Origin of the sequence: Citrobacter sp. wls619 (assembly GCF_005281345.1) — a bacterium.
Taxonomy (GTDB): domain Bacteria; phylum Pseudomonadota; class Gammaproteobacteria; order Enterobacterales; family Enterobacteriaceae; genus Citrobacter.
Genome location: NZ_SZXJ01000101.1, coordinates 235,246 through 258,718, shown reverse-complemented (window position 1 = coordinate 258,718; position 23,473 = coordinate 235,246). Strand labels below are relative to the sequence as shown.

Below are 23,473 nucleotides of genomic sequence, written 5' to 3'. Positions count from 1 at the left end.
TCCATAAGGTTACAATCAGCACAGCAGGTTTTTTCAAATTTTATCCAGGAGACGGAAATGTCATACAGCGGCGAACGAGATAACTTTGCACCCCATATGGCGCTGGTGCCGATGGTCATTGAACAGACCTCGCGTGGTGAGCGCTCTTTTGATATCTATTCTCGTCTACTTAAGGAACGCGTCATTTTTCTGACCGGCCAGGTCGAAGACCATATGGCTAACCTGATCGTGGCGCAGATGCTGTTCCTGGAAGCAGAAAACCCGGAAAAAGATATCTACCTGTACATCAACTCCCCTGGTGGAGTGATCACTGCCGGGATGTCTATCTATGACACCATGCAGTTTATTAAGCCGGACGTCAGCACCATTTGTATGGGCCAGGCGGCCTCAATGGGTGCGTTCCTGCTGACGGCCGGGGCGAAAGGTAAACGTTTTTGCCTGCCTAACTCTCGCGTCATGATCCACCAGCCTCTGGGCGGTTACCAGGGTCAGGCAACGGATATTGAAATTCATGCCCGTGAAATCCTGAAGGTAAAAGGGCGCATGAACGAACTTATGGCGCATCATACGGGTCAATCTCTTGAACAGATTGAACGCGATACCGAGCGCGATCGCTTCCTCTCCGCTTCTGAAGCGGTAGAGTACGGCCTGGTCGACTCGATTTTGACCCATCGTAATTAATGCCCAGGGCGCAGGTGTGCCGCTATAATTACCTGGAGCGGCACAACGCTGACTAGCGTCTTGCGCCTGAGAATGGCATTTGCGTCGTCGTGTGCGGCACAAAGAACAAAGAAGAGGTTTTGACCCATGACAGATAAACGCAAAGATGGCTCGGGCAAATTGTTGTACTGCTCTTTTTGCGGCAAAAGCCAGCATGAAGTGCGTAAGCTGATTGCCGGACCATCCGTGTATATCTGCGACGAATGTGTTGATTTATGTAACGACATCATTCGCGAAGAGATTAAGGAAGTAGCACCGCACCGTGAACGCAGTGCGCTGCCGACGCCACATGAAATTCGCAACCACCTGGACGATTACGTTATTGGTCAGGAACAGGCGAAGAAAGTGCTGGCGGTCGCGGTATACAACCATTACAAACGTCTGCGCAACGGCGACACCAGCAATGGCGTCGAGTTGGGCAAAAGTAACATCCTGCTGATTGGCCCGACGGGTTCTGGTAAAACGCTGTTGGCTGAAACGCTGGCGCGTCTGCTGGACGTTCCGTTCACCATGGCCGATGCCACCACCCTGACCGAAGCCGGTTATGTGGGTGAAGATGTTGAAAATATTATTCAGAAGCTGCTGCAGAAGTGCGATTACGACGTGCAGAAAGCGCAGCGCGGTATTGTCTATATCGATGAGATCGACAAGATTTCGCGTAAATCAGACAATCCGTCTATTACGCGTGACGTTTCCGGTGAAGGCGTACAGCAGGCGCTGTTGAAACTGATCGAAGGTACGGTTGCCGCCGTTCCGCCACAGGGTGGACGTAAACATCCGCAGCAGGAATTCCTGCAGGTTGATACCTCCAAGATTCTGTTTATCTGCGGTGGTGCATTCGCCGGTCTGGATAAGGTGATTGCTAACCGCGTTGAAACCGGCTCCGGCATTGGTTTTGGCGCGACGGTAAAAGCCCAGTCCGATAAGGCCAGCGAAGGTGAACTGTTGTCGCAGGTTGAACCGGAAGATCTGATCAAATTTGGTCTGATTCCTGAGTTCATCGGTCGTCTGCCCGTAGTGGCAACGCTGAGCGAACTGAGCGAAGAAGCGCTGATCCAGATCCTGAAAGAGCCGAAAAACGCCCTGACTAAGCAGTATCAGGCGCTGTTCAATCTTGAAGGTGTGGATCTGGAATTCCGCGAGGAAGCGCTGGATGCTATCGCCAGGAAAGCGATGATTCGTAAAACCGGTGCGCGTGGTCTGCGTTCTATCGTCGAAGCCGCGTTGCTTGACACCATGTACGATCTTCCTTCTATGGAAGACGTTGAAAAAGTGGTGATCGACGAGTCTGTGATTGGCGGTCAGAGCAAGCCGTTGCTGATTTACGGTAAGCCTGAAGCACAGCAGGCATCTGGCGAATAATTCATCAATTCATACAGTCGTTTAACCAAAAAGGGGGGATTTTATCTCCCCTTTTATTTTTCCGTAAACATGGCGTTGAATGTGTGGGAAACATCCCCATATACTGACATACATGTTAAAGGTGGTGTGAAGCACAGTCGTACCACCTGATTACCTGGCGGAAACTAAACTAAGAGAGAGCTCTATGAATCCTGAGCGTTCTGAACGCATTGAAATCCCCGTATTGCCATTGCGCGATGTGGTGGTTTATCCGCACATGGTCATACCCTTATTTGTAGGGCGGGAAAAATCTATCCGTTGTCTTGAAGCGGCTATGGACCATGATAAAAAAATCATGCTGGTCGCACAGAAAGAAGCGTCAACGGATGAGCCGGGTGTAAACGATCTTTTCACCGTCGGGACCGTGGCCTCTATTTTGCAGATGCTGAAACTGCCTGACGGCACCGTAAAAGTGCTGGTCGAGGGGTTACAGCGCGCGCGTATTTCTGCGTTGTCAGACAACGGCGAGCATTTCTCTGCGAAAGCGGAGTACCTTGATTCGCCTGCTATTGATGAGCGCGAACAGGAAGTGCTGGTACGTACAGCTATCAGCCAGTTCGAAGGCTATATCAAGCTAAACAAAAAAATCCCACCAGAAGTGCTGACGTCGCTGAACAGCATCGACGATCCCGCGCGTCTGGCGGACACCATCGCTGCCCATATGCCGCTGAAGCTGGCGGATAAGCAGTCCGTGCTGGAGATGTCCGACGTGAATGAACGTCTGGAATATCTGATGGCAATGATGGAATCCGAAATCGATCTGCTGCAGGTTGAGAAACGCATTCGCAACCGCGTGAAAAAGCAGATGGAAAAATCCCAGCGTGAGTACTATCTGAACGAGCAAATGAAAGCGATTCAGAAAGAGCTCGGCGAGATGGACGATGCGCCGGATGAAAACGAAGCGCTGAAACGTAAGATCGACGCGGCGAAGATGCCGAAAGAGGCAAAAGAGAAAGCGGAAGCAGAGCTGCAGAAGCTGAAAATGATGTCTCCGATGTCGGCGGAAGCGACGGTCGTGCGTGGCTACATCGACTGGATGGTACAGGTTCCGTGGAATGCGCGTAGCAAGGTCAAAAAAGACCTGCGTCAGGCGCAGGAAATCCTCGATACCGACCATTATGGTCTGGAGCGCGTGAAAGACCGCATTCTTGAGTATCTTGCGGTCCAGAGCCGTGTAAACAAAATCAAGGGACCGATCCTGTGTCTGGTTGGACCGCCGGGGGTGGGTAAAACCTCTTTGGGTCAGTCCATCGCGAAGGCGACAGGGCGTAAATACATCCGTATGGCGCTTGGCGGCGTGCGTGATGAGGCTGAAATTCGTGGTCACCGCCGGACCTATATCGGTTCGATGCCGGGCAAACTGATCCAGAAAATGGCTAAAGTGGGCGTTAAAAACCCGCTGTTCCTGCTCGATGAGATCGACAAAATGTCTTCTGACATGCGTGGCGATCCGGCATCAGCACTGCTTGAGGTATTGGATCCAGAGCAGAACGTGGCGTTCAGCGATCACTACCTGGAAGTGGACTACGACCTCAGCGACGTGATGTTCGTTGCGACCTCGAACTCCATGAACATTCCGGCACCGTTGCTGGATCGTATGGAAGTGATTCGTCTGTCTGGCTATACCGAAGACGAGAAGCTGAATATTGCTAAACGTCATCTGTTGCCAAAACAGATTGAGCGTAATGCGCTGAAAAAAGGCGAGCTGACGGTTGATGATAGCGCCATTGTGGGCATCATTCGTTACTACACCCGTGAAGCGGGCGTGCGTAGTCTGGAGCGTGAAATCTCCAAACTGTGCCGCAAAGCGGTTAAGCAATTGTTACTCGATAAGTCACTGAAACACATCGAGATCAATGGCGATAACCTGCACGACTACCTGGGTGTGCAGCGCTTTGACTATGGCCGTGCGGATAACGAAAACCGCGTCGGTCAGGTTACGGGGCTGGCATGGACGGAAGTGGGCGGCGATCTGCTGACCATTGAAACCGCCTGTGTACCGGGCAAAGGTAAGCTGACTTACACCGGATCGCTCGGCGAAGTGATGCAGGAATCCATTCAGGCAGCGCTGACCGTGGTGCGTGCGCGTGCGGAAAAACTGGGTATTAACCCGGACTTTTACGAAAAACGCGACATCCACGTTCACGTACCTGAAGGCGCGACGCCAAAAGATGGCCCTAGTGCGGGTATTGCCATGTGCACTGCGCTGGTCTCATGTCTGACCGGTAACCCAGTTCGTGCCGATGTGGCAATGACCGGCGAGATCACCCTGCGTGGTCAGGTTCTGCCTATCGGTGGTTTGAAAGAAAAACTGCTGGCGGCACACCGTGGTGGCATTAAGACGGTCTTAATTCCAGACGAAAACAAACGTGACCTGGAAGAGATTCCGGACAACGTCATTGCCGATCTTAATATTCACCCGGTGAAACGTATTGAGGAAGTTCTGACTCTTGCGTTGCAAAATGAACCCTCTGGAATGCAGGTTGTGACAGCAAAATAGTGACCTCGCGCAAAGAGCATTAATAAAAACAGGGCTGGCAGGCCATTTCGGGCTTGCCAGCCTTTTTTTGTATAGCTAATTTAGATAACGGATTGGGCTTGCCATCATTATCGGGTGTTGTAAGGGCATGGCAGGCCTGATATAACTGCTGCGCGGTCGCACTTTGAAGGATTCTGGTGCGATATATATTATAAAGAGGAAGAGAAGAGTGAATAAATCTCAACTGATCGACAAAATTGCTGCAGGGGCTGATATCTCTAAAGCTGCGGCTGGACGTGCGTTAGATGCAATTATTGCTTCTGTTACCGAATCCCTGAAAGAAGGTGATGACGTAGCACTGGTAGGTTTTGGTACTTTTGCCGTTAAAGAGCGTGCTGCCCGTACTGGTCGCAACCCGCAAACAGGTAAAGAGATCACCATCGCCGCGGCTAAAGTACCGGGCTTCCGTGCAGGTAAAGCACTGAAAGACGCGGTAAACTAAGTGATTTCCCCTTTGGGGATGTGACTAAGTACAAGGGCGCATCAACCGATGTGCCTTTTTTATTTCTGATTCCAGTACTTTCTATGCGTTGTGGGCTGACAATTGCCCCTGTTTCTTGTCACAATAGGCCTTTGTGCGCAGCGTTCAGGAAACGCTATGCTGCGTGAAGCATATATACTCAAAATCCTTGCCGCCGTTGTTGTAACCAACGCGGAGGCGGCCTGAAGGATAACGCGTATAGTCATCTACAGCGGAGTGTGGTTACACCATGATGGACAGCTTACGCACGGCTGCTAACAGTCTCGTGCTCAAGATTATTTTCGGTATCATTATCGTGTCGTTCATTTTGACCGGCGTGAGTGGTTACCTGATTGGCGGGGGCAATAACTACGCCGCTAAAGTGAATGGCCAGGAGATCAGCCGCGGGCAGTTCGAGAATGCGTTCAACAGCGAACGTAACCGCATGCAGCAACAGCTGGGCGATCAATATTCTGAGCTGGCGGCGAACGAAGGTTATATGAAAACGCTGCGTCAGCAGGTGCTGAATCGTCTTGTGGACGAAGCGCTGCTGGATCAGTACTCCCGTGAGCTTAAGCTCAACATTAGCGACGATCAGATTAAGCAGGCTATTTTCGCCACACCGGCTTTCCAGGTTGACGGCAAATTTGATAACAACCGCTATAACGCGATTGTGAATCAGATGGGAATGACTGCAGATCAGTATGCTCAGGCATTGCGTAACCAGCTCACCACGCAACAGTTGATCAACGGCGTGGCCGGGACCGACTTCATGCTGAAGGGTGAAACGGACGAACTGGCTGCACTGGTTGCACAGCAACGTATCGTGCGTGAAGCGACGATTGATGTTAATGCTCTTGCCGCGAAGCAGTCGGTTACCGACGAAGAAGTGGCCAGTTACTACGAGCAGAATAAAAATCGCTTTATGACGCCGGAACAGTTCCGCGTGAGCTATATCAAGCTGGACGCTGCAGCAATGCAGGAAACCGCCAGCGATGCTGATATTCAGTCTTATTATGACCAGCATCAGGATCAGTTCACTCAGCCGCAGCGTAATCGCTACAGCATCATCCAGACCAAAACGGAAGATGAAGCAAAAGCGGTGCTTGATGCGCTGAACAAAGGCGGTGATTTTGCGACTCTGGCGAAAGAAAAATCTGCCGATATCATCTCCGCCCGTAACGGCGGTGATATGGGTTGGCTGGAAGACTCCACCACCCCAGATGAGCTGAAAAATGCCGGTCTGAAAGAAAAAGGCCAGCTGTCAGGCGTGATTAAGTCTTCTGTTGGCTTCCTCGTGGCGCGTCTTGACGACGTACAGCCTGCGCAGGTTAAACCGCTCAGCGAAGCGCGTGACGACATTGCGGCGAAAGTGAAGCAGGAAAAAGCGCTGGATGCCTACTATGCGTTGCAGCAGAAAGTCAGCGATGCTGCCAGCAATGATAACGAATCTCTGGCGGGTGCGGAGCAGGCTGCAGGAATGAAAGCGGTTGAAACGGGCTGGTTTAGCCGTGACAGCTTGCCGGAAGAACTGAATTTCAAACCTGTTGCTGACATCATTTTCAATGGTGGTCTGATTGGCGAGAACGGTACGCCGGGCAGTAACTCCGACATCATCACCGTGGATGGCGATCGTGCGTTTGTGCTGCGTATTAGCGAACACAAAGCAGAGGCAGTTAAGCCGTTAGCGGAAGTGAAAGAGCAGGTTACCGCGCTCGTTAAGCACAATAAAGCTGAGCAGCAGGCGAAACTGGATGCGGATAAACTGCTGGCCGATCTGAAAGCCGGTAAAGGCGATGAAGCGCTGAAAGCGGCGGGTCTGCGCTTTGGCGAGGCAAAAACGCTGAGCCGTACCGGGCAGGATCCGTTGAGTCAGGCGGCCTTTGGCCTGAGCCTGCCTGCGAAAGACAAGCCGAGCTACGGTGTTGCGAACGATATGCAGGGTAACGTTGTACTGTTGGCGCTGGACGAGGTGAAAGCCGGTTCTATGCCTGAAGCGCAGAAAAAAGCGATGGTTCAGGGGATTACTCAGAACAACGCGCAGATTGTCTTCGAAGCACTGATGAGCAACCTGCGTAAAGCGGCAAAAATTAAAGTCGGTGACGCGCTGGAACAGCAGCAATAACCGAGTCTGCTCGCAAAAAATTGCAAAAGTTTGTATCTACCAAAGGCCGCTTTCGCGGCCTTTTCCATTTCTGATAATTGCCATTTGTCTGACGTTTATCTCCCCGCTATCGTGGCTCCGCTGTTAACTAACAAGGAGCAAAACAGTATGAAACATGGAATTAAAGCCCTGCTTATCACCTTTTCATTGACCTGCGCCGGTATGGCTCAAACTGCACTTGCAGCGGAACCTGCCGTCAAAAGTCAGGCGGTTCAGACCAAAGCGGATGCCTCAGGAGGTACACACGGCAAAGCCACGCCAGCGACAAAGGCGGGCGATGATGAAGGCACCAGGGTAAGCATCAACAGCGCCTCAGCGGAGGATTTGGCGCGAGTGATGAATGGGGTTGGGTTGAAAAAAGCACAGGCGATTGTCAGCTATCGTGAGGAGTACGGGCCGTTCAAAACGGTGGAGGACTTAAAGCAGGTGCCGGGCATGGGCAGTTCGCTGGTGGAACGTAACCTGGCAGTTTTAACACTTTAATAACTTGCAGAGCGCTGAAAGTTTGCCAGACTGTAGAGGTCATACCAGTTATGACCTCTTTACCCTGAAGTCTGTTCCTATAAAAACAACGTAAGGCGCCTGCGCTATGCAAACACAAATCAAAGTTCGTGGTTTTCATCTTGATGTCTATCAGCACGTAAACAATGCCCGCTATCTGGAGTTTCTGGAAGAAGCCCGCTGGGATGGTCTGGAAAACAGTGACAGTTTTCAATGGATGACTGCACACCACATCGCGTTTGTGGTGGTTAACATCAATATCAACTACCGCCGTCCTGCCGTGCTGAGCGATCTGTTGACCATAACCAGCCAGGTCCAACAGTTAAATGGCAAAAGCGGCGTATTGAATCAGACCATCACACTGGAGCCAGAGGGACAGGTAGTGGCTGATGCGTTGATTACTTTCGTCTGTATTGATTTGAAAACGCAGAAAGCGCTGCCGCTGGAAGGGGAGTTACGCGAGAAACTGGAGCAGATGGTGCAGTAGTGGCATTGAGTACATGTAGGCCGGATAAGCAAAGCGCCATCCGGCAATACAATCACTTTAACCCGGTTTTCTGCTTCATCGCCGCCATCACCGCCGGCTTATCCGCCAGATAATGGTTCAGACCATTGGCTCGCAGATTACAGGCAGCACAATGGCCGCAACCATTGCCCTTGATCCCGTTATAGCAGGTCAGCGTCTCTTCACGCACCAGGTCTAACTTGCCCCAGTAGTCGGCCAACGCCCAGGTTTCGGCTTTATCAATCCACATCAACGGGGTTTCGAAACGGATGTCTTTTGCCATTCCCAGACTGACGGCATGATTCAGGGCTTTGACAAACTCGTCACGACAGTCCGGATAACCAGAGAAATCGGTTTCGCAAACGCCGGTAATGACCGCCTCTGCCTGTACCTGGTAAGCGTAAATTGCCGCCAGCGTTAAGAACAGAATGTTACGACCTGGCACAAAAGTATTCGGGATACCGTTTGTGTCCGGTTCATAATCGGGTACCGGGATATTGTCGCGGGTCAGGCTGCTGACAGCCAGTTCGCTGAGCAGCGTCACATCGAGAACTTTGTGCGCACGGGCGCCGAGTTTTAAGGCCAGATCACGTGCGACGTCAATTTCAGCGCGATGACGCTGACCATAATCAAAGGTCACGCAGTGCACTTCATCATACTGATGTAGCGCTTGCGCCAGACAGGTCGTGGAGTCCTGGCCTCCACTAAATACAACAACGGCACGTTTCATGGCTTTTCCTGACAAATAACGAAAGCGCTTATGGTAGCGCCTGGGCGTGTCGCCGACCAGCTTCTTCACGCTGAAGGCGGCGGTAGCCAGGCCTCGGTGAACTCAAACCAGCCGCGCGGATTCAAACGTACGCCATTTACGCCCGGCGGAGCGCTAATTCGATAGTGATAATTGAACAGCGGCGTAAGCGTGGCGTCATGCATTAACGTTGCAAAAACCTGCTGTAAAGCCGCATGACGATCATCCTCATCTGCCTGAATTTGCAAAGCATCCAGCGTGGTCTGCAGATGAGTATATGCGGGTGCATTCAGAACGTGTGACCAGAGCTGATCGCAGCGCAGCCACTGTTCGAGGGTATATTCAGGCGCTTCGCCAATCAGCCTGTCGCCCATCATCAGATCGGCCTGGGCTAAAGGATGATCGCCATCCCAGTTTTTAGCATTATGAAAAATAAGCGTTAATTCACAACCCTGTTTTGCCAGCGCCTGGCGCAGCTGTTCCGCCATCGTATGCAGTTCGACGGGTAAGTGGTAGGCCAGCGTCAGTTTTTCCGGCAACGCCACCTCGTCCAGCGCATCCCATTGTGGGATCGTCCATCCTGGCAGCAGGGCATTGCTGGGGGTAATGAGGTTTTCATCCACTTCAAGCGTCTGTAGCAGGGAAGAACGGTGGATAATATTGACCAGTCGACGGGCCTGCTGCGTATTCAGTCGCGCGCTTTTTCTGAGCGTGAGATAGCAAAAACCGAGGCTGATCCCGCTACTCACCTGGCTTAGCATGGGCAGTTCCTCTGGTTTACCTATTGCAATTTGCACCGGATGGCGACAGCTGGTGCCCAAATCCTGGGAGAAAAGCTGCGGGGTTATCCAGTATTCAATGGCTTTCAATAGCGGATGACTCAGGTGGTAGTGATCGTGACTCTCGATGCGCACCAGCTCAGGGGTATACAGCGTCAACCGGAACGGGCCGGTACCTACAAACGGATGGTCCGGATGCGCCAGGTGACTGCTGTAGCTTGCCAGACGATGCGCCAGCCAGAAATCGGGGCGATGCAGAATAAAGGTCAGGCACTGGGGATGCGTCACCTCAATGCGTTTTACGCTGATAAACAGCTTATTCAGCGCGGGTAGCGCTAACAGCTTCAACAGCTGTTGATGTAGCTGTGTGCTGCTGACCGCATCGCCGTTATGCCAGTACAGGGTGGAACGAATATAGAAATCCCAGCGCAGACCGTCAGCAGAGATATTCCAGTGGTGGGCTAAATCGCCGCAGGGGCGTTGCGTGTGGCTGTCAAAACGAGTCAGGCCAGAGAACACCTGCCCGGCAAGGTGCTGCTCTGCACGACCGGGCAGGAATCCAGGATGCAAAGGTTCGAGCTGGCGATAATAGGGGATACGCAGGGTTGGCGTATCATTTTGCCATTGCCCGCCCATAAACGGCTGCAGCAGGGTTCTTAATTCCCCGGGGGCCAGTTGAGCCAGTTCCAGTACGCTGAGCTGTTCACCCTTTTGCAGTGCCTGCTCCATCATCGTGTTGCGCAGCGAGTCCGGAGTGACCAAAAAACGTAATGCTCCGCGTTTCCCGCGTCCGGATTGAGCGTGCCACTCCAGCCAGCCAGCATCCTGCGCTTGCCTGAGCAGGGTACGGACATGGCGCTCGCTGCAAAAGCAGCGTTCAGCCAGTTCCCCGACGGTGACTGACTGCGGCTCTCCGTTCGAAGGCTGCCACAGGCGTTGATACTGGTTCAGGCGATTAAGCAGACGCATTGATACTTTATCCTTCAGGATGCCCGTTAACGGTTTTTGCGCAGAGAAACCCGGAACAATTTATATTATCTATTCACTATTACTTCCGTATATCTCAGGAGATACTGAATCACAAGTTAACCGCGTCACAGTGTGGAGAAAGAAATGGCTCGTCTGGCTGCATTTGATATGGATGGCACCCTTTTGATGCCGAATCACCACTTAGGTGATGAAACCCTTTCGACGCTGGCACGCCTGCGTGAACGAGATATCACGCTGACGTTTGCGACCGGTCGTCATGTGCTGGAGATGCGCCATATTTTGGGCTCGATCTCGCTGGACGCCTTTTTAATCACCGGTAACGGGACGCGTATTCACTCGCTGGAAGGCGATGTATTGCATCGTCAGGATCTGGCTCCCTCGGTTGCCGATATCGTATTGCACCAGCGGTGGGAAACGCAGGCCAGCATGCATGTTTTTAATGACAATGGCTGGTTCACCGGGCAAGAGATCCCGTCACTGTTGCAAGCGCATGTGTACAGCGGATTTCGTTATCAGATAGTGGATGTGAAGCGTATTCCTGCTCATCAGGTCACGAAAATCTGCTTCTGTGGCGATCATGATGATTTGGTTCGCCTGCGTATTCAGTTGAATGACGCGCTGGGCGAGCAGGCGAATCTCTGTTTTTCCGCGGTTGATTGTCTTGAAGTGCTGCCGCTGGGCTGTAACAAAGGCTCTGCGCTGGCGGTACTGAGCGATCACTTGGGTTATTCCATGGCTGACTGCATGGCGTTTGGCGACGCCATGAACGATCGTGAAATGTTGGGCCGCGTTGGGCGTGGTCTGATTATGGGGAACGCGATGCCGCAGCTTATTGCTGCGCTGCCTCATTTATCGGTGATTGGGCATTGCCGCAATCAGGCGGTATCACACTTTTTGACGCATTGGCTGGACAATCCAAATCTACCTTATTCCCCCGAATGAGAGATCCCTTCCAGCAAGCCAGACCTTAGCGTCTGGCTTTTTTTTGACCGATTAATGGGTGTTCAGCAGGCGGGCAAGTTCTGCTTTCGATGGCGTTAAATCACCGATGTGTGCCTCGACCCACTGCGGGTTGTAATAGGTTTCCAGATAGCGTTCGCCGCTGTCGCACAGCAACGTAACCAGCGACCCCGTTTCTCCTGCATCGCGCATCCGAGCGGCAAGTTGTAACGTTCCCCACATGTTGGTTCCGGTTGAGGCGCCCACTTTACGGCCTAGCTGCGTCTCCAGCCAGTGCGCGGTGGCCACGCTTGCGGCATCCGGAACGCGCAACATTTCATCAACCACATCAGGGATGAAAGAAGGCTCTACGCGTGGACGGCCAATGCCTTCAATTTTGCTGCCGACCGGGCTGCGTAATGTTGCATCGCGATCCTGCCAGTAAGGCAGAAAGACCGAGTTCTCCGGGTCTACCACCATCAGACGAGTGTCGTAGCCCTGACAGCGGATATAACGGCCAATGGTTGCAGAGGTGCCACCGGTTCCTGCGCTCATCACGATATGGCGGGGGACGGGGTTGGGCTCGCACTGCATCTGGCGGAAGATACTGTCGGCAATATTGTTGTTACCACGCCAGTCAGTCGCGCGTTCAGCGTAGGTGAACTGGTCCATATAATGCCCGTTCAGTTCACGTGCCAGCTGTTCAGAAGCCGCATAGATTTCGCAGGCGCTTTCCACGAAATGGCAGCGACCGCCGTAAAATTCAATCTGTTCAATTTTGCGTTTTGCCGTACAGGAAGGCATAACGGCAATAAATGGCAGTCTAAGCAGACGGGCGAAATAGGCCTCAGAGACCGCCGTTGAACCGGAGGATGATTCGATAATCGTGGTGCCTTCTTTAATCCAGCCATTACACAGTCCATAGAGAAACAGTGAGCGTGCCAGGCGATGTTTCAGGCTACCGGTTGGATGCGTGCTCTCATCTTTTAAATAGAGCTGAATACCCGGAAACGCCGGTAGCGACAGACGAATGAGGTGCGTATCCGCAGAACGCTGGTAATCCGCGTTGATTTCATTGATGGCGTTTTTAACCCAGGAGCTATTCATCATTAATAGATATCCATTTGTCATTTTGTGCCCAGAATAGCGAAAAGCACGGAAAAAATTGTTGCCATTTAGCCTTTAAAATAGAATGTAAGGAGAAAATTCTTCTCTGTGGAGTGGATATGTTAGACAAAATTGACCGTAAGCTGCTTGGCCTACTACAACAAGACTGCACCCTTTCTTTGCAGGCGTTAGCCGATGCCGTTAATCTGACGACCACCCCCTGCTGGAAACGGCTCAAGCGGCTTGAGGATGACGGCATTCTGCTGGGCAAGGTTGCTCTTCTGGATCCAGAGAAACTGGGGCTGGGACTCACCGCGTTTGTGCTGATCAAAACCCAGCATCACAGCAGCGAGTGGTACTGCCGCTTTGTCACCGAAGTGAGTGGGATGCCGGAGGTGCTGGGTTTCTGGCGAATGGCTGGGGAGTACGACTACCTGATGCGGGTGCAGGTTGCTGATATGAAACGCTATGATGATTTTTATAAGCGTCTGGTGAATAGCGTACCGGGCCTGTCTGACGTTACCTCCAGTTTTGCGATGGAACAGATTAAATACACGACTGCTCTACCTATTGAATAATTCTCCCGGCGCTTATCGCCGGAAATCTTGTCAGGACATAACGCGTGCGATTATTTGCTCAATTAAGCTGGTACTTCCGCCGGGAGTGGCGTCGCTACCTCGGGGCTGTAGCCTTGCTTATCATCATCGCTATTCTTCAGCTTATCCCGCCGAAAGTGGTTGGGATCATTGTCGATGGCGTGACGACTCAACGCTTCACCACCGAGCGGCTGCTGATGTGGGTCGGCACAATTGCCCTGATCGCCGTGGTGGTTTATTTGCTGCGCTATGTCTGGCGCGTACTGCTGTTCGGCGCATCCTACCAACTGGCAGTTGAACTGCGCGAAGACTATTACCGCCAGTTGAGCCGCCAGCATCCCGAATTTTATCTGCGTCATCGCACTGGCGATCTGATGGCGCGTGCAACAAACGATGTTGATCGGGTGGTGTTTGCGGCTGGCGAAGGTGTATTGACGCTGGTGGACTCACTGGTCATGGGGTGCGCGGTGTTGATCGTGATGTCTACGCAAATCAGTTGGGAGCTGACGCTGATCGCGCTACTCCCAATGCCGGTGATGGCGATAATGATCAAACGTTACGGCGATCGACTGCATAACCGCTTTAAGGTGGCGCAAGCAGCGTTCTCCAGCCTTAACGATCGTACTCAGGAAAGCCTTACCAGTATCCGTATGATTAAGGCTTTTGGTCTGGAAGACCGACAGTCGTCGCTATTTGCCGCAGATGCTAAAGATACCGGCAAGAAAAACCTGCGCGTGGCCCGCATTGACGCTCGTTTTGACCCCACGATTTATATCGCTATTGGTATGGCTAACCTGCTGGCTATCGCCGGGGGAAGCTGGATGGTGGTGCATGGTTCTCTGACTCTTGGTCAGTTAACCAGCTTTATGATGTATCTCGGTCTGATGATTTGGCCGATGCTGGCACTGGCATGGATGTTTAACATTGTTGAGCGAGGCAGCGCCGCATATAGCCGTATTCGCGCGATGCTGGCTGAAGCCCCCGTGGTGGATGATGGGACAGAACCCGTACCAGAAGGACGTGGCGAGTTAGCGGTGGCCATTCGCGAATTTTGCTACCCGCAAACGGCTCATCCGGTGCTGGAGAATGTGAATTTCCAGCTTAAGCCGGGGCAGATGCTGGGCATTTGTGGCCCAACTGGGGCAGGGAAAAGTACCGTACTGTCGCTGCTCCAGCGCCACTTCGATATCACTCAAGGGGATGTGCGTTTTCATGATATTCCGTTAACGCGCTTGCAGCTTGATAACTGGCGTAGCCGCCTGGCAGTGGTCAGCCAGACACCTTTCCTGTTCTCGGATACCGTCGCCAACAACATTGCGCTTGGACGCCCGCAGGCCACGCAGGAAGAGATCGAGCATGTGGCACGCCTTGCCAGCGTGCATGAGGATATTTTACGTCTTCCGCAGGGCTACGACACCGAAGTGGGCGAACGCGGCGTGATGCTGTCCGGTGGACAAAAACAGCGTATTTCTATCGCTCGTGCGCTGCTGCTGAATGCTGAAATCCTGATCCTGGATGATGCGTTATCGGCGGTGGACGGTCGTACTGAACATCAAATCCTGCATAACCTGCGTCAGTGGGGCGAAGGCCGAACCGTGATAATCAGCGCTCACCGTTTATCTGCGCTGACAGAAGCCAATGAAATTATCGTGATGCAGCACGGACATATTGCTCAGCGTGGCGAACACGATGCGCTGGTGCAACAACCTGGCTGGTATCGTGATATGTACCGTTATCAGCAACTGGAAGCGGCATTGTCTGATGCGCCGGCGATCGACGAGGAGGCGGCTAATGCGTAGTTTTGGACAATTATGGCCGACCCTGAAAAGGCTGCTGTCGTACGGCTCGCCGTGGCGAAAACAGCTGTCTATCGCGGTTGTCATGCTGTGGGTAGCGGCAGCGGCAGAGGTGAGTGGTCCGCTGCTGATTAGCTATTTTATCGATAACATGGTGGCGAAGAACAATCTGCCGCTGGCGATGGTCGCTGGGCTGGTGGCGGCGTATGTCGGTCTGCAACTGTTGGCTGCGGGCCTGCATTACGCGCAGTCATTACTCTTTAACCAGGCGGCCGTTGGTGTGGTGCAGCAGTTACGTACCGATGTGATGGATGCCGCGCTGCGTCAGCCGCTCAGTGCTTTTGATACTCAGCCAGTCGGGCAGCTTATCTCCCGGGTGACCAATGACACCGAAGTGATCCGCGACCTGTACGTGACGGTGGTCGCGACGGTACTGCGCAGCGCCGCCTTAATCGGTGCCATGCTGGTCGCGATGTTCAGCCTTGAATGGCGGATGGCGCTGGTGGCGATGGCCATATTCCCGGCTGTGCTGGTGGTGATGGTGATTTATCAGCGCTATAGCACCCCCATTGTGCGTCGCGTTCGCGCCTATCTGGCGGATATTAACGATGGCTTTAACGAAGTCATCAACGGCATGAGCGTTATCCAGCAGTTCCGCCAGCAGGCGCGTTTTGGCGAGAGAATGGGCGAAGCCAGCCGTTCGCACTATATGGCGCGCATGCAAACGCTGCGACTGGATGGCTTTTTGTTGCGCCCGTTGCTCAGCCTGTTTTCTGCCCTGATCCTCTGCGGTTTGCTGATGCTGTTTAGCTTTACGTCCGGCACAGCCATTGAGGTTGGGGTGCTGTATGCGTTTATCAGCTATCTGGGGCGTTTGAACGAGCCGCTGATCGAGTTAACCACCCAGCAATCCATGCTGCAGCAGGCGGTTGTCGCCGGTGAGAGGGTATTCGAGCTGATGGACGGGCCTCGTCAGCGCTACGGTGAAGATGATCGACCGCTCAAAAGCGGAGATATTGAGGTGGATAACGTTTCATTTGCCTATCGCGACAACAATCTGGTGCTGCAAAACATCAGTCTGTCCGTGCCTTCGCGCAGCTTTGTGGCGTTGGTCGGACACACCGGCAGCGGCAAAAGTACGCTGGCCAGCCTGCTGATGGGTTACTACCCGCTGACGCAGGGTGAAATCCGTCTGGACGGTCGACCGCTGTCTTCTCTGAGCCACGGTGCGTTACGCCAGGGCGTTGCGATGGTGCAGCAGGATCCGGTAGTGATGGCGGATACCTTCCTGGCCAACGTCACGCTGGGCCGCGATATCTCAGAAGAGCGGGTATGGCAGGCGCTGGAGACGGTGCAACTGGCGGAGCTGGCGCGCGGGTTGAGCGAGGGGATTCATACCCGGCTGGGCGAGCAGGGCAATAATCTCTCCGTTGGGCAGAAACAGCTGCTGGCGCTGGCGCGGGTATTGGTTGAAACGCCGCAGGTGCTGATTTTGGACGAAGCGACGGCCAGCATTGACTCCGGTACTGAACAGGCTATTCAGCAGGCGTTGGCGGCGGTACGTGAGCACACCACGCTGGTGGTGATTGCGCATCGGTTATCGACGATTGTCGATGCAGATACCATTCTGGTACTGCACCGGGGGCAGGCCGTTGAGCGCGGCACGCACCAGCAACTGCTTGCCGCACAGGGCCGCTATTGGCAAATGTACCAACTGCAGTTGGCGGGCGAAGAGCTGGCGGCTAGCGTAAACGACGATTCGGCAATCGCCTGATGGCGCAGCGTTTATCCGGCCACGCGGTATCGTAGGCCTGAAGAAGCGTTTTCGCCGCCATCCGGCAATCAACAATCTGGTGCAAAAATGTAACGCACTATGCACCGTTATAGTGCGTTTTTTCTTTTTCTATCCTCGCCGTACCCCGTGCGGCTGAATCATCCCGCGTTTTTCATTCCTGGCACACCCCTTGCAATGTTCAGCATGTGTATCTGCAGCCACTACTGAATTCTGACTGGAGGGGATCTATGAAGCTGGTTACCGTGGTAATCAAACCGTTCAAACTGGAAGACGTCCGTGAAGCATTGTCGTCTATGGGTATTCAGGGGCTGACCGTCACCGAAGTGAAGGGGTTTGGCCGACAAAAAGGTCATGCTGAGTTGTACCGGGGAGCGGAATACAGCGTCAACTTCTTACCCAAAGTGAAGATTGATGTGGCAATTGCTGATGACCAACTGGATGGCGTAATTGATGTCATCAGTAAGGCCGCCTACACCGGAAAAATTGGCGACGGCAAAATTTTCGTCGCCGAGCTGCAACGTGTGATTCGTATTCGTACCGGCGAAGCCGACGAAGCCGCACTGTAACGTCTGGCACACAGTGATAGGAAACCAAAAAATGAAGATAGCAACGATGAAAACGGGTATTGCATCACTGGCGCTGCTGCCGGGACTGGCGATGGCGGCACCGGCGGTCGCGGATAAAGCCGATAACGCTTTTATGATGATCTGTACCGCGCTGGTGCTGTTTATGACAATCCCTGGCATTGCGCTGTTCTACGGCGGATTGATTCGCGGTAAGAACGTGCTGTCAATGCTGACTCAGGTTACGGTGACATTCGCTCTGGTCTGTATTTTGTGGGTGGTTTATGGCTACTCGCTGGCTTTTGGCGAAGGGAATAATTTCTTCGGCAACTTCAACTGGGTCATGCTGAAGAATATTGCACTGACGGCGGTGACGGGGAGCTTCTACCAGTACATCCACGTTGCTTTTCAGGGGTCCTTCGCCTGTATCACCGTTGGGCTGATTGTCGGGGCGCTGGCTGAACGTATTCGCTTCTCAGCGGTGCTGATTTTTGTGGTGGTGTGGCTGACGCTGTCCTACATCCCTATTGCACATATGGTCTGGGGTGGTGGTTTGCTGGCTACGCACGGTGCGCTGGATTTTGCTGGCGGCACGGTAGTCCATATCAACGCCGCGATTGCCGGCCTGGTTGGGGCTTATCTGATTGGTAAACGCGTCGGTTTTGGCAAAGAAGCGTTTAAGCCGCATAACCTGCCAATGGTCTTTACCGGTACGGCTATTCTCTATATCGGCTGGTTTGGCTTTAACGCCGGTTCAGCGGGTATGGCGAATGAAATTGCCGCACTGGCCTTCGTGAATACCGTTGTTGCAACTGCGGCCGCTATTCTCGGCTGGATCTTCGGTGAATGGGCGCTGCGTGGCAAACCATCATTGCTGGGAGCCTGTTCTGGCGCCATTGCGGGTCTGGTTGGTGTGACGCCTGCCTGTGGTTATATCGGTGTTGGTGGTGCGTTGATCATCGGCGTGGTTGCCGGTTTGGCAGGGCTGTGGGGAGTGACGATGCTGAAGCGCTTTCTGCGCGTTGATGACCCGTGTGATGTCTTCGGTGTTCACGGTGTCTGTGGCATTGTCGGCTGTATCCTGACTGGCGTATTCGCCGCCAGCTCTCTGGGCGGAGTGGGCTTTGCCGAAGGCGTTACCATGGGGCATCAGCTGCTGGTGCAACTGGAAAGCGTGGCGATCACCATTGTCTGGTCCGGTGTCGTAGCCTTCATTGGCTATAAGCTGGCGGACATGACGGTAGGTCTGCGCGTACCGGAAGAGCAGGAGCGCGAAGGGTTGGATGTGAACAGCCACGGCGAAAACGCCTACAACGCCTGATGTTTCAATCCGCCGGATGGCGCTAAACGCTTATCCGGCCTACGACGATGTAGTCTGTAGGCCGGATAAGACATCAATTGCGATTACGCATGACCCCTTCCTGCACGGTAGAGGCGACCAGCACGCCGTCCTGGGTATAAAACTCCCCGCGTACAAACCCCCGGGCACCGGAGGCCGATGTACTTTCTACGTTGTACAACAACCACTCATTGATATTAAAAGGACGATGGAACCACATAGAATGGTCGATCGTAGCGATCTGAATCCCTTTTTCCAGAAAACCAATGCCATACGGTTGTAAAGCAACGGGCAGGAAGTTCAGATCAGAAGCGTAACCCAGCAGATACTGATGTACGCGAAGATCGTCCTGCAGCGTGCCGTTCGCGCGGATCCACACCTGGCGAGTCGGGTCGGCAACGTGACCTTTTAACGGATTATGAAACTCCACCGGACGGACTTCCAGCGGGCGGTCGTTGATAAATTTTTCTTTCAACAGCGGCGGCAGCAGGTGAGCGACCGAACGGGCGATCTCAGTTTCTGATTTAAGCTCTTCAGGGCCAGGCGCTGCCGGCATCTCTTTTTGATGCTCAAACCCATCTTCTGGTGCCTGGAAAGAGGCAGTCATATAAAAAATGGGTTTCCCATTCTGGATCGCGGCAACGCGGCGGGCGCTGAAGCTGTTACCATCGCGCAGCACCTCGACATCATAGATGATAGGCTTTTGGCTATCGCCCGGACGTAAAAAGTAGCTGTGGAAGGAGTGCACCAGACGCTCTTCCGGCACGGTCTCTTTCGCGGCGTACAACGCCTGACCGACAACTTGTCCACCAAAAACCTGACGTAACCCTAAGTCTTCACTTTGGCCCCGAAAGAGTCCTTCTTCAATTTTTTCCAGATTTAACAATGTCAGCAAATTTTTCAGTGCCAGACTCATACGTGCTCTCCAGGTAATAGCGTTCTCGCCGCGAGGTAGGCAGAGTATAACGCAATTTTGAAAGTGGTCCGATGGGTGCAATTGTCTGAATTACAGGCCTATTACAAGCAGAAATTGCTAATTTGTGCCACACTTAGTCATGTTATGTTTTTGTTAACCACTCTTCTGGCGAGGAAAGTTCTCGCTGGTGCATAGATGAGAAGGAGAATTTAATGAAACTCGTGCACATGGTAAGTGGTTTAGCGGTTGCGGTCGCTCTGGCGGCCTGTGCTGGTAAAAGTGCTGATATTCAAACACCTGCGCCAAGTCCTAATACGTCAATTGCTGACACACAGTCAAAAATTCAACAGCCGAATGTGTCTGGTACGGTATGGATCCGCCAGAAGGTGGCCTTACCGCCGGATGCCGTGCTGACCGTCACACTGTCAGATGCGTCGCTTGCCGATGCACCGTCAAAAGTGCTGTCGCAAAAAGTTGTGCGTACCGAGGGTAAACAAGCACCATTCAGCTTCGTGCTCCCGTTTAACCCGGCAGATATTCAGCCGAACGCCCGTATTCTGCTGAGTGCGGCGATTACGGTGAATGATAAACTGGTCTTTATTACTGATACCGTCCAGACGGTTATCAATCAGGGCGGGACTAAAGCTGACCTGACCCTGGTCCCGGTCCAGCAGACGGCCGTTCCAGTACAGGCGAGCGGTGGCGCCGCGACAACGGTACCGTCAACGTCACCCACGCAGGTGAATCCGTCTTCCGCAGTTCCTGCCCCGACACAGTACTAAGGGCATTCTACCCCTCTCCATCTGGAGAGGGTTAGTACACCCAGCGATAGCGCTGTAAATCGATTTGTCCACTCCCTGAAACCACAATACCTTCCGCCAGCAATGCCTGACGTTGTCGTTGCAGGTCAGGTCCAGTCAGTGAAATCATTCCGTGACGATTAACCACGCGATACCAGGGCAGGGTGCTACCTTCGGGCAGTCGCTTGAGTACACCGCCCACCTGGCGTGCAGCGCGCGGTGAGCCAGCAAGCCTGGCGACATCGCCATAGGTGGTGACGAATCCTTCGGGGATTGAGGCAACGATTTGCCAGACGCGTTGAGGGAAAGAGTCTTGTATATCCATCGTTTATTCCTGCGCTAATCCTCCAGCATAATCCCGAATGACGAGGTAGTGAAGCTTCATTGCACAAGAAAACAGCATCCGATGCGGGATGGGTTGCAATTACAGGGTGCAGCAGTGATAATGCGCCTGCGCGTTGGTTAACAACGCTCTCAATGGGGGCTCTGTTGGTTCTCCCGCAACGCTACTCTGTTCACCAGGTCAGGTCCGGAAGGAAGCAGCCAGGGCAGATGACGTGTGTGCCGGGATGTAGCTGGCAGGGCCCCCACCCAATTCTGCCGTCCGGCAATCTCAGTTCTTCTCATCTTCTTTTCTTTGTCATCGTATTGTCATTTTATTGTCATCAAATGCTGTCAATGTGTTTCGGGGATGTTATTTGATGCTTTTGCCGCCGCCATCGCGCTGTAACAACAGGGTCTTACATCCGGTATGTTTTGGCTGACCACAAGGATTTTCTACGATGTCGACCGCAGTATTGAATGTCAAAATTGATGAGGCGCTAAAAGAAAAGCTGCGTCATTACGCTGAAGTAAATAATGAGAACCTAAGTATCTCGACGGAAAAATTGCTGCATATCGCGTTTTCCGCCATTGAAGAGGCGGGAGTCTCCGCTGACGATATTGATAGCCAGCATACGGAAGAATCCGTGGTTGAAGCACTGACTCCTAAAGAAATCAAAGCGCTGCGCAGATTACTGAAGAAGAAAAAATGAAACAACAACCGCTCTCAACCGCCTGTAATTATGGCGAAGCCTGTGAATTGCTCCGTTCCGGTTATGTGAAACATGTTCGTCTGAGCTGGAATGTCGGTAGCGATGAGTTTTTCCGTATTGCTTCTGACTGGTGCGATGCCGGGGCGAAAATTAAGAAAGACGGCGAGAATTTTGTGATTTCCCTGAAGGGGTTCCCGGTTCCTCCCCAGCGGTAATATTGCCCGGAAATCCTCGTCTATCACGGCATTCAAGGACGAGTCCTTTGACTCGTCGATTAGATTATTTTGCGCATTTTCCCGTGACTTGCCTGTAAACGCAGGTTGTCCCAAATGGGTTGCAACGTCCGGAAGGCCGAGCGCATTGTGTCATCGGGCAGTGCGAAAGGCATGCGTAAGAAGCGATCGAATGCGCCATCCAGGCCGAAGCGCGTCCCGGTACCCAACTGAATACCTGCACTTTCGGCGCGGGTGGCAAACAACGTCGCCAGCGTATCGGGTAATTCAACCCAGAAAGAGAGTCCCCCCTGCGGTTGAGTAAACTGCCATTCCGGGAAATGTGTCTTCATCAGGTCATGGCACAGATCGCGCCGGGTGGTGAGCAATTGCCGTCTGTCGGGAAGAAAATCGGCCGCATTGTCCAGTAACCAACCCGTGGCAAGCTGTTCAAGCACTGGTGATCCTAAATCAAATGTGTCGCGAGTCTGTACCAGCGCAGCAATGGTACGCGACGAGGCCCGAATCCATCCCAGACGCAGACCTCCCCAAAAACTTTTCCCCGCTGATCCCAGCATGATGATGGGCGCGTCATCATGGAATGCCGCCAGCGGTGGTGGTGGCGGGGCGTCATACCACAGATTGACCATGGTTTCGTCCACCACCAGTGTCGTGCGGGTTCTGGCGGAGATATCGGCGATAGCCTGGCGCGTCGCCGCATCCATACAACGTCCGGTAGGGTTGTGAAAATCTGGCATCAGGTAGGCCATTCTCGGTGCGGTTTGCGCAATAGTGGCAACAAGGCCCGATGTATCCCAGCCGTGTTCTGGCAGTGATACGCCAACGGGGCGGCAGGATGCACCCTGAATGGCTGCAATAGCGAGCGGATAGGTAGGATGATCGACCAACACACGATCGCCGGGACCTGTGAGCAAACGCAGGATCAGCGCCAGACCGCTGACTGCGCCATTCACCACCATTATTTCATCCGGCTGTGTGGGTAATCCGCGTTCGCAATAATGCCGGGCAATAGAGTCGCGCAGCGTTGGCAACCCCTGGGGTAAATACCCTGAACTTAGCAAATGCTGTGGCATCGCGAGCAGGGCTTGCTGGTATGCATGATGAATTTCGGGCCCGGCGCTGAGCGCCGCTGTGGACAAATCCAGCGCGGTGCTGGTGCCGGTTCGCGTCGGTACATGACGAATATGTTCCGGCAGGATCACGCGTGAACCACTTCCATGGCGGCTTTCCAGATACCCTTCTTCCCGCAGTTGCGCCATTGCGCTGGCAATCGTCGTGCGACTGACTTCAAGCACGGCGGCCAACTCGCGTTCGCCGGGTAAGCGGGTATCCAGCGCCAGTCGACCATCCAGGATCAGCAGGCGCAGTGCCTCTGCCAATTGTCGCCAGATAGGTGAACGCGAGGGGGTCTCCTGCCAGTGCCCAAGCAGGCGCTGCAGGGACTGGCTTCCATAACGGCGAGATGACATAGCAGTCCACTTTTTGAAAACTGGACATTAATCATAGTGCCAATTGCGGTGAAGATGAAAGCTATCTGAGAGGGGGGGG

Annotated in this window: 22 protein-coding genes and 1 other RNA gene; 17 read left to right on the top strand and 6 right to left on the bottom strand. The window is 53.3% G+C overall.

Annotated features, from left to right (window positions below):
• The first annotated feature begins 57 nt into the window (after window positions 1-57).
• The 7 genes from clpP to FDX19_RS23705 all read left to right on the top strand — a co-directional run bounded on the left by clpP (window position 58) and on the right by FDX19_RS23705 (window position 8,272).
• Window positions 58-681: an ATP-dependent Clp endopeptidase proteolytic subunit ClpP gene (clpP, locus tag FDX19_RS23735; protein WP_003021624.1), complete on the top strand. Its 624-nt coding sequence runs from the start codon at window positions 58-60 to the stop codon at window positions 679-681.
• 126 nt (window positions 682-807) lie between these two features.
• Window positions 808-2,082: an ATP-dependent protease ATP-binding subunit ClpX gene (gene clpX / locus FDX19_RS23730; RefSeq protein ID WP_040232704.1), complete on the top strand. Its 1,275-nt coding sequence runs from the start codon at window positions 808-810 to the stop codon at window positions 2,080-2,082.
• Between the two features lie 184 nt (window positions 2,083-2,266).
• Entirely contained in the window at window positions 2,267-4,621 is a 2,355-nt protein-coding gene (gene lon, locus FDX19_RS23725; RefSeq protein WP_003831014.1) for an endopeptidase La, read from the top strand.
• A gap of 190 nt (window positions 4,622-4,811) precedes the next feature.
• Window positions 4,812-5,102 (top strand): nucleoid-associated protein HU-beta, encoded by a 291-nt coding sequence (hupB, locus tag FDX19_RS23720; RefSeq protein ID WP_219352570.1) that lies wholly within the window; start codon window positions 4,812-4,814, stop codon window positions 5,100-5,102.
• A gap of 268 nt (window positions 5,103-5,370) precedes the next feature.
• Window positions 5,371-7,245: a peptidylprolyl isomerase gene (ppiD, locus tag FDX19_RS23715; RefSeq protein WP_137384628.1), complete on the top strand. Its 1,875-nt coding sequence runs from the start codon at window positions 5,371-5,373 to the stop codon at window positions 7,243-7,245.
• Window positions 7,246-7,392: 147 nt separating this feature from the next.
• Window positions 7,393-7,767: a helix-hairpin-helix domain-containing protein gene (locus FDX19_RS23710; protein ID WP_137384627.1), complete on the top strand. Its 375-nt coding sequence runs from the start codon at window positions 7,393-7,395 to the stop codon at window positions 7,765-7,767.
• 106 nt (window positions 7,768-7,873) lie between these two features.
• Entirely contained in the window at window positions 7,874-8,272 is a 399-nt protein-coding gene (locus FDX19_RS23705; RefSeq protein WP_005125170.1) for a YbgC/FadM family acyl-CoA thioesterase, read from the top strand.
• Between the two features lie 52 nt (window positions 8,273-8,324).
• Here FDX19_RS23705 and queC read toward each other — a convergent pair whose 3' ends face one another.
• The gene (queC, locus tag FDX19_RS23700) at window positions 8,325-9,020 is read right to left on the bottom strand and encodes a 7-cyano-7-deazaguanine synthase QueC (RefSeq protein ID WP_137384626.1); all 696 of its coding nucleotides are present in this window, start codon (window positions 9,018-9,020) and stop codon (window positions 8,325-8,327) included.
• Between the two features lie 65 nt (window positions 9,021-9,085).
• A complete protein-coding gene (locus FDX19_RS23695) occupies window positions 9,086-10,786 on the bottom strand; it encodes an SgrR family transcriptional regulator (RefSeq protein ID WP_137384625.1) in 1,701 nt (566 codons plus the stop codon).
• 144 nt (window positions 10,787-10,930) lie between these two features.
• Between FDX19_RS23695 and cof the strand changes: the two genes are divergently transcribed.
• Window positions 10,931-11,749, top strand: coding sequence for an HMP-PP phosphatase (gene cof, locus FDX19_RS23685; protein WP_137384624.1), 819 nt, complete (start codon window positions 10,931-10,933; stop codon window positions 11,747-11,749).
• A 51-nt stretch (window positions 11,750-11,800) separates the two neighbouring features.
• Here cof and FDX19_RS23680 read toward each other — a convergent pair whose 3' ends face one another.
• Complete coding sequence (locus FDX19_RS23680) at window positions 11,801-12,856, bottom strand: PLP-dependent cysteine synthase family protein (protein ID WP_137384623.1); 1,056 nt, start codon at window positions 12,854-12,856, stop codon at window positions 11,801-11,803.
• Between the two features lie 116 nt (window positions 12,857-12,972).
• On the opposite strand from FDX19_RS23680, the gene decR reads away from it, so the two are divergent.
• From decR to amtB, 5 genes are all read left to right on the top strand, one after another.
• Complete coding sequence (decR, locus tag FDX19_RS23675) at window positions 12,973-13,431, top strand: DNA-binding transcriptional regulator DecR (protein WP_170974431.1); 459 nt, start codon at window positions 12,973-12,975, stop codon at window positions 13,429-13,431.
• Window positions 13,432-13,475: 44 nt separating this feature from the next.
• Window positions 13,476-15,248, top strand: coding sequence for a SmdA family multidrug ABC transporter permease/ATP-binding protein (locus FDX19_RS23670; protein ID WP_137384621.1), 1,773 nt, complete (start codon window positions 13,476-13,478; stop codon window positions 15,246-15,248).
• Window positions 15,241-17,019, top strand: a complete 1,779-nt coding sequence (locus FDX19_RS23665; protein ID WP_137384620.1) for a SmdB family multidrug efflux ABC transporter permease/ATP-binding protein — start codon at window positions 15,241-15,243, stop codon at window positions 17,017-17,019. Before FDX19_RS23670 ends, FDX19_RS23665 begins: the two co-directional genes overlap by 8 nt.
• Before the next feature lie 248 nt (window positions 17,020-17,267).
• The gene (glnK, locus tag FDX19_RS23660; protein WP_137384619.1) at window positions 17,268-17,606 is read left to right on the top strand and encodes a P-II family nitrogen regulator; all 339 of its coding nucleotides are present in this window, start codon (window positions 17,268-17,270) and stop codon (window positions 17,604-17,606) included.
• Window positions 17,607-17,637: 31 nt separating this feature from the next.
• Complete coding sequence (amtB, locus tag FDX19_RS23655; protein ID WP_115600833.1) at window positions 17,638-18,924, top strand: ammonium transporter AmtB; 1,287 nt, start codon at window positions 17,638-17,640, stop codon at window positions 18,922-18,924.
• A 73-nt stretch (window positions 18,925-18,997) separates the two neighbouring features.
• Here the strand turns inward: amtB and tesB are convergent, their stop codons facing one another.
• Entirely contained in the window at window positions 18,998-19,858 is an 861-nt protein-coding gene (gene tesB / locus FDX19_RS23650) for an acyl-CoA thioesterase II (protein ID WP_137384618.1), read from the bottom strand.
• A gap of 212 nt (window positions 19,859-20,070) precedes the next feature.
• On the opposite strand from tesB, the gene FDX19_RS23645 reads away from it, so the two are divergent.
• A complete protein-coding gene (locus FDX19_RS23645; RefSeq protein WP_137384617.1) occupies window positions 20,071-20,640 on the top strand; it encodes a YbaY family lipoprotein in 570 nt (189 codons plus the stop codon).
• Between the two features lie 31 nt (window positions 20,641-20,671).
• Here the strand turns inward: FDX19_RS23645 and FDX19_RS23640 are convergent, their stop codons facing one another.
• Window positions 20,672-20,983, bottom strand: a complete 312-nt coding sequence (locus FDX19_RS23640; protein ID WP_137384616.1) for an MGMT family protein — start codon at window positions 20,981-20,983, stop codon at window positions 20,672-20,674.
• Window positions 20,984-21,145: 162 nt separating this feature from the next.
• Here FDX19_RS23640 and ffs point away from each other — a divergent pair.
• The 3 genes from ffs (at window position 21,146) to FDX19_RS23625 (ending at window position 21,907) form a co-directional block, all read left to right on the top strand.
• Window positions 21,146-21,242, top strand: an RNA gene (gene ffs, locus FDX19_RS23635) — signal recognition particle sRNA small type.
• Between the two features lie 198 nt (window positions 21,243-21,440).
• Entirely contained in the window at window positions 21,441-21,692 is a 252-nt protein-coding gene (locus FDX19_RS23630; protein WP_137384615.1) for a hypothetical protein, read from the top strand.
• Window positions 21,689-21,907, top strand: coding sequence for a hypothetical protein (locus FDX19_RS23625; protein WP_005125184.1), 219 nt, complete (start codon window positions 21,689-21,691; stop codon window positions 21,905-21,907). Before FDX19_RS23630 ends, FDX19_RS23625 begins: the two co-directional genes overlap by 4 nt.
• 59 nt (window positions 21,908-21,966) lie before the next feature.
• On the opposite strand, the gene FDX19_RS23620 is transcribed toward FDX19_RS23625, so the two are convergent.
• A complete protein-coding gene (locus FDX19_RS23620) occupies window positions 21,967-23,394 on the bottom strand; it encodes a PLP-dependent aminotransferase family protein (RefSeq protein WP_137384614.1) in 1,428 nt (475 codons plus the stop codon).
• Window positions 23,395-23,473: the final 79 nt, after the last annotated feature.

What these genes read in the sequence shown, in the direction of transcription:
- clpP (WP_003021624.1), top strand. Translation starts at nt 58, where the DNA reads ATGTCATACAGCGGCGAACGAGATAACTTTGCACCCCATATGGCGCTG.
- clpX (WP_040232704.1), top strand. Translation starts at nt 808, where the DNA reads ATGACAGATAAACGCAAAGATGGCTCGGGCAAATTGTTGTACTGCTCT.
- lon (WP_003831014.1), top strand. Translation starts at nt 2,267, where the DNA reads ATGAATCCTGAGCGTTCTGAACGCATTGAAATCCCCGTATTGCCATTG.
- ppiD (WP_137384628.1), top strand. Translation starts at nt 5,371, where the DNA reads ATGATGGACAGCTTACGCACGGCTGCTAACAGTCTCGTGCTCAAGATT.
- FDX19_RS23710 (WP_137384627.1), top strand. Translation starts at nt 7,393, where the DNA reads ATGAAACATGGAATTAAAGCCCTGCTTATCACCTTTTCATTGACCTGC.
- FDX19_RS23705 (WP_005125170.1), top strand. Translation starts at nt 7,874, where the DNA reads ATGCAAACACAAATCAAAGTTCGTGGTTTTCATCTTGATGTCTATCAG.
- queC (WP_137384626.1), bottom strand. Translation starts at nt 9,020, where the DNA reads ATGAAACGTGCCGTTGTTGTATTTAGTGGAGGCCAGGACTCCACGACC.
- FDX19_RS23695 (WP_137384625.1), bottom strand. Translation starts at nt 10,786, where the DNA reads ATGCGTCTGCTTAATCGCCTGAACCAGTATCAACGCCTGTGGCAGCCT.
- cof (WP_137384624.1), top strand. Translation starts at nt 10,931, where the DNA reads ATGGCTCGTCTGGCTGCATTTGATATGGATGGCACCCTTTTGATGCCG.
- FDX19_RS23680 (WP_137384623.1), bottom strand. Translation starts at nt 12,856, where the DNA reads ATGATGAATAGCTCCTGGGTTAAAAACGCCATCAATGAAATCAACGCG.
- decR (WP_170974431.1), top strand. Translation starts at nt 12,973, where the DNA reads ATGTTAGACAAAATTGACCGTAAGCTGCTTGGCCTACTACAACAAGAC.
- FDX19_RS23665 (WP_137384620.1), top strand. Translation starts at nt 15,241, where the DNA reads ATGCGTAGTTTTGGACAATTATGGCCGACCCTGAAAAGGCTGCTGTCG.
- glnK (WP_137384619.1), top strand. Translation starts at nt 17,268, where the DNA reads ATGAAGCTGGTTACCGTGGTAATCAAACCGTTCAAACTGGAAGACGTC.
- amtB (WP_115600833.1), top strand. Translation starts at nt 17,638, where the DNA reads ATGAAGATAGCAACGATGAAAACGGGTATTGCATCACTGGCGCTGCTG.
- tesB (WP_137384618.1), bottom strand. Translation starts at nt 19,858, where the DNA reads ATGAGTCTGGCACTGAAAAATTTGCTGACATTGTTAAATCTGGAAAAA.
- FDX19_RS23645 (WP_137384617.1), top strand. Translation starts at nt 20,071, where the DNA reads ATGAAACTCGTGCACATGGTAAGTGGTTTAGCGGTTGCGGTCGCTCTG.
- FDX19_RS23640 (WP_137384616.1), bottom strand. Translation starts at nt 20,983, where the DNA reads ATGGATATACAAGACTCTTTCCCTCAACGCGTCTGGCAAATCGTTGCC.
- FDX19_RS23630 (WP_137384615.1), top strand. Translation starts at nt 21,441, where the DNA reads ATGTCGACCGCAGTATTGAATGTCAAAATTGATGAGGCGCTAAAAGAA.
- FDX19_RS23625 (WP_005125184.1), top strand. Translation starts at nt 21,689, where the DNA reads ATGAAACAACAACCGCTCTCAACCGCCTGTAATTATGGCGAAGCCTGT.
- FDX19_RS23620 (WP_137384614.1), bottom strand. Translation starts at nt 23,394, where the DNA reads ATGTCATCTCGCCGTTATGGAAGCCAGTCCCTGCAGCGCCTGCTTGGG.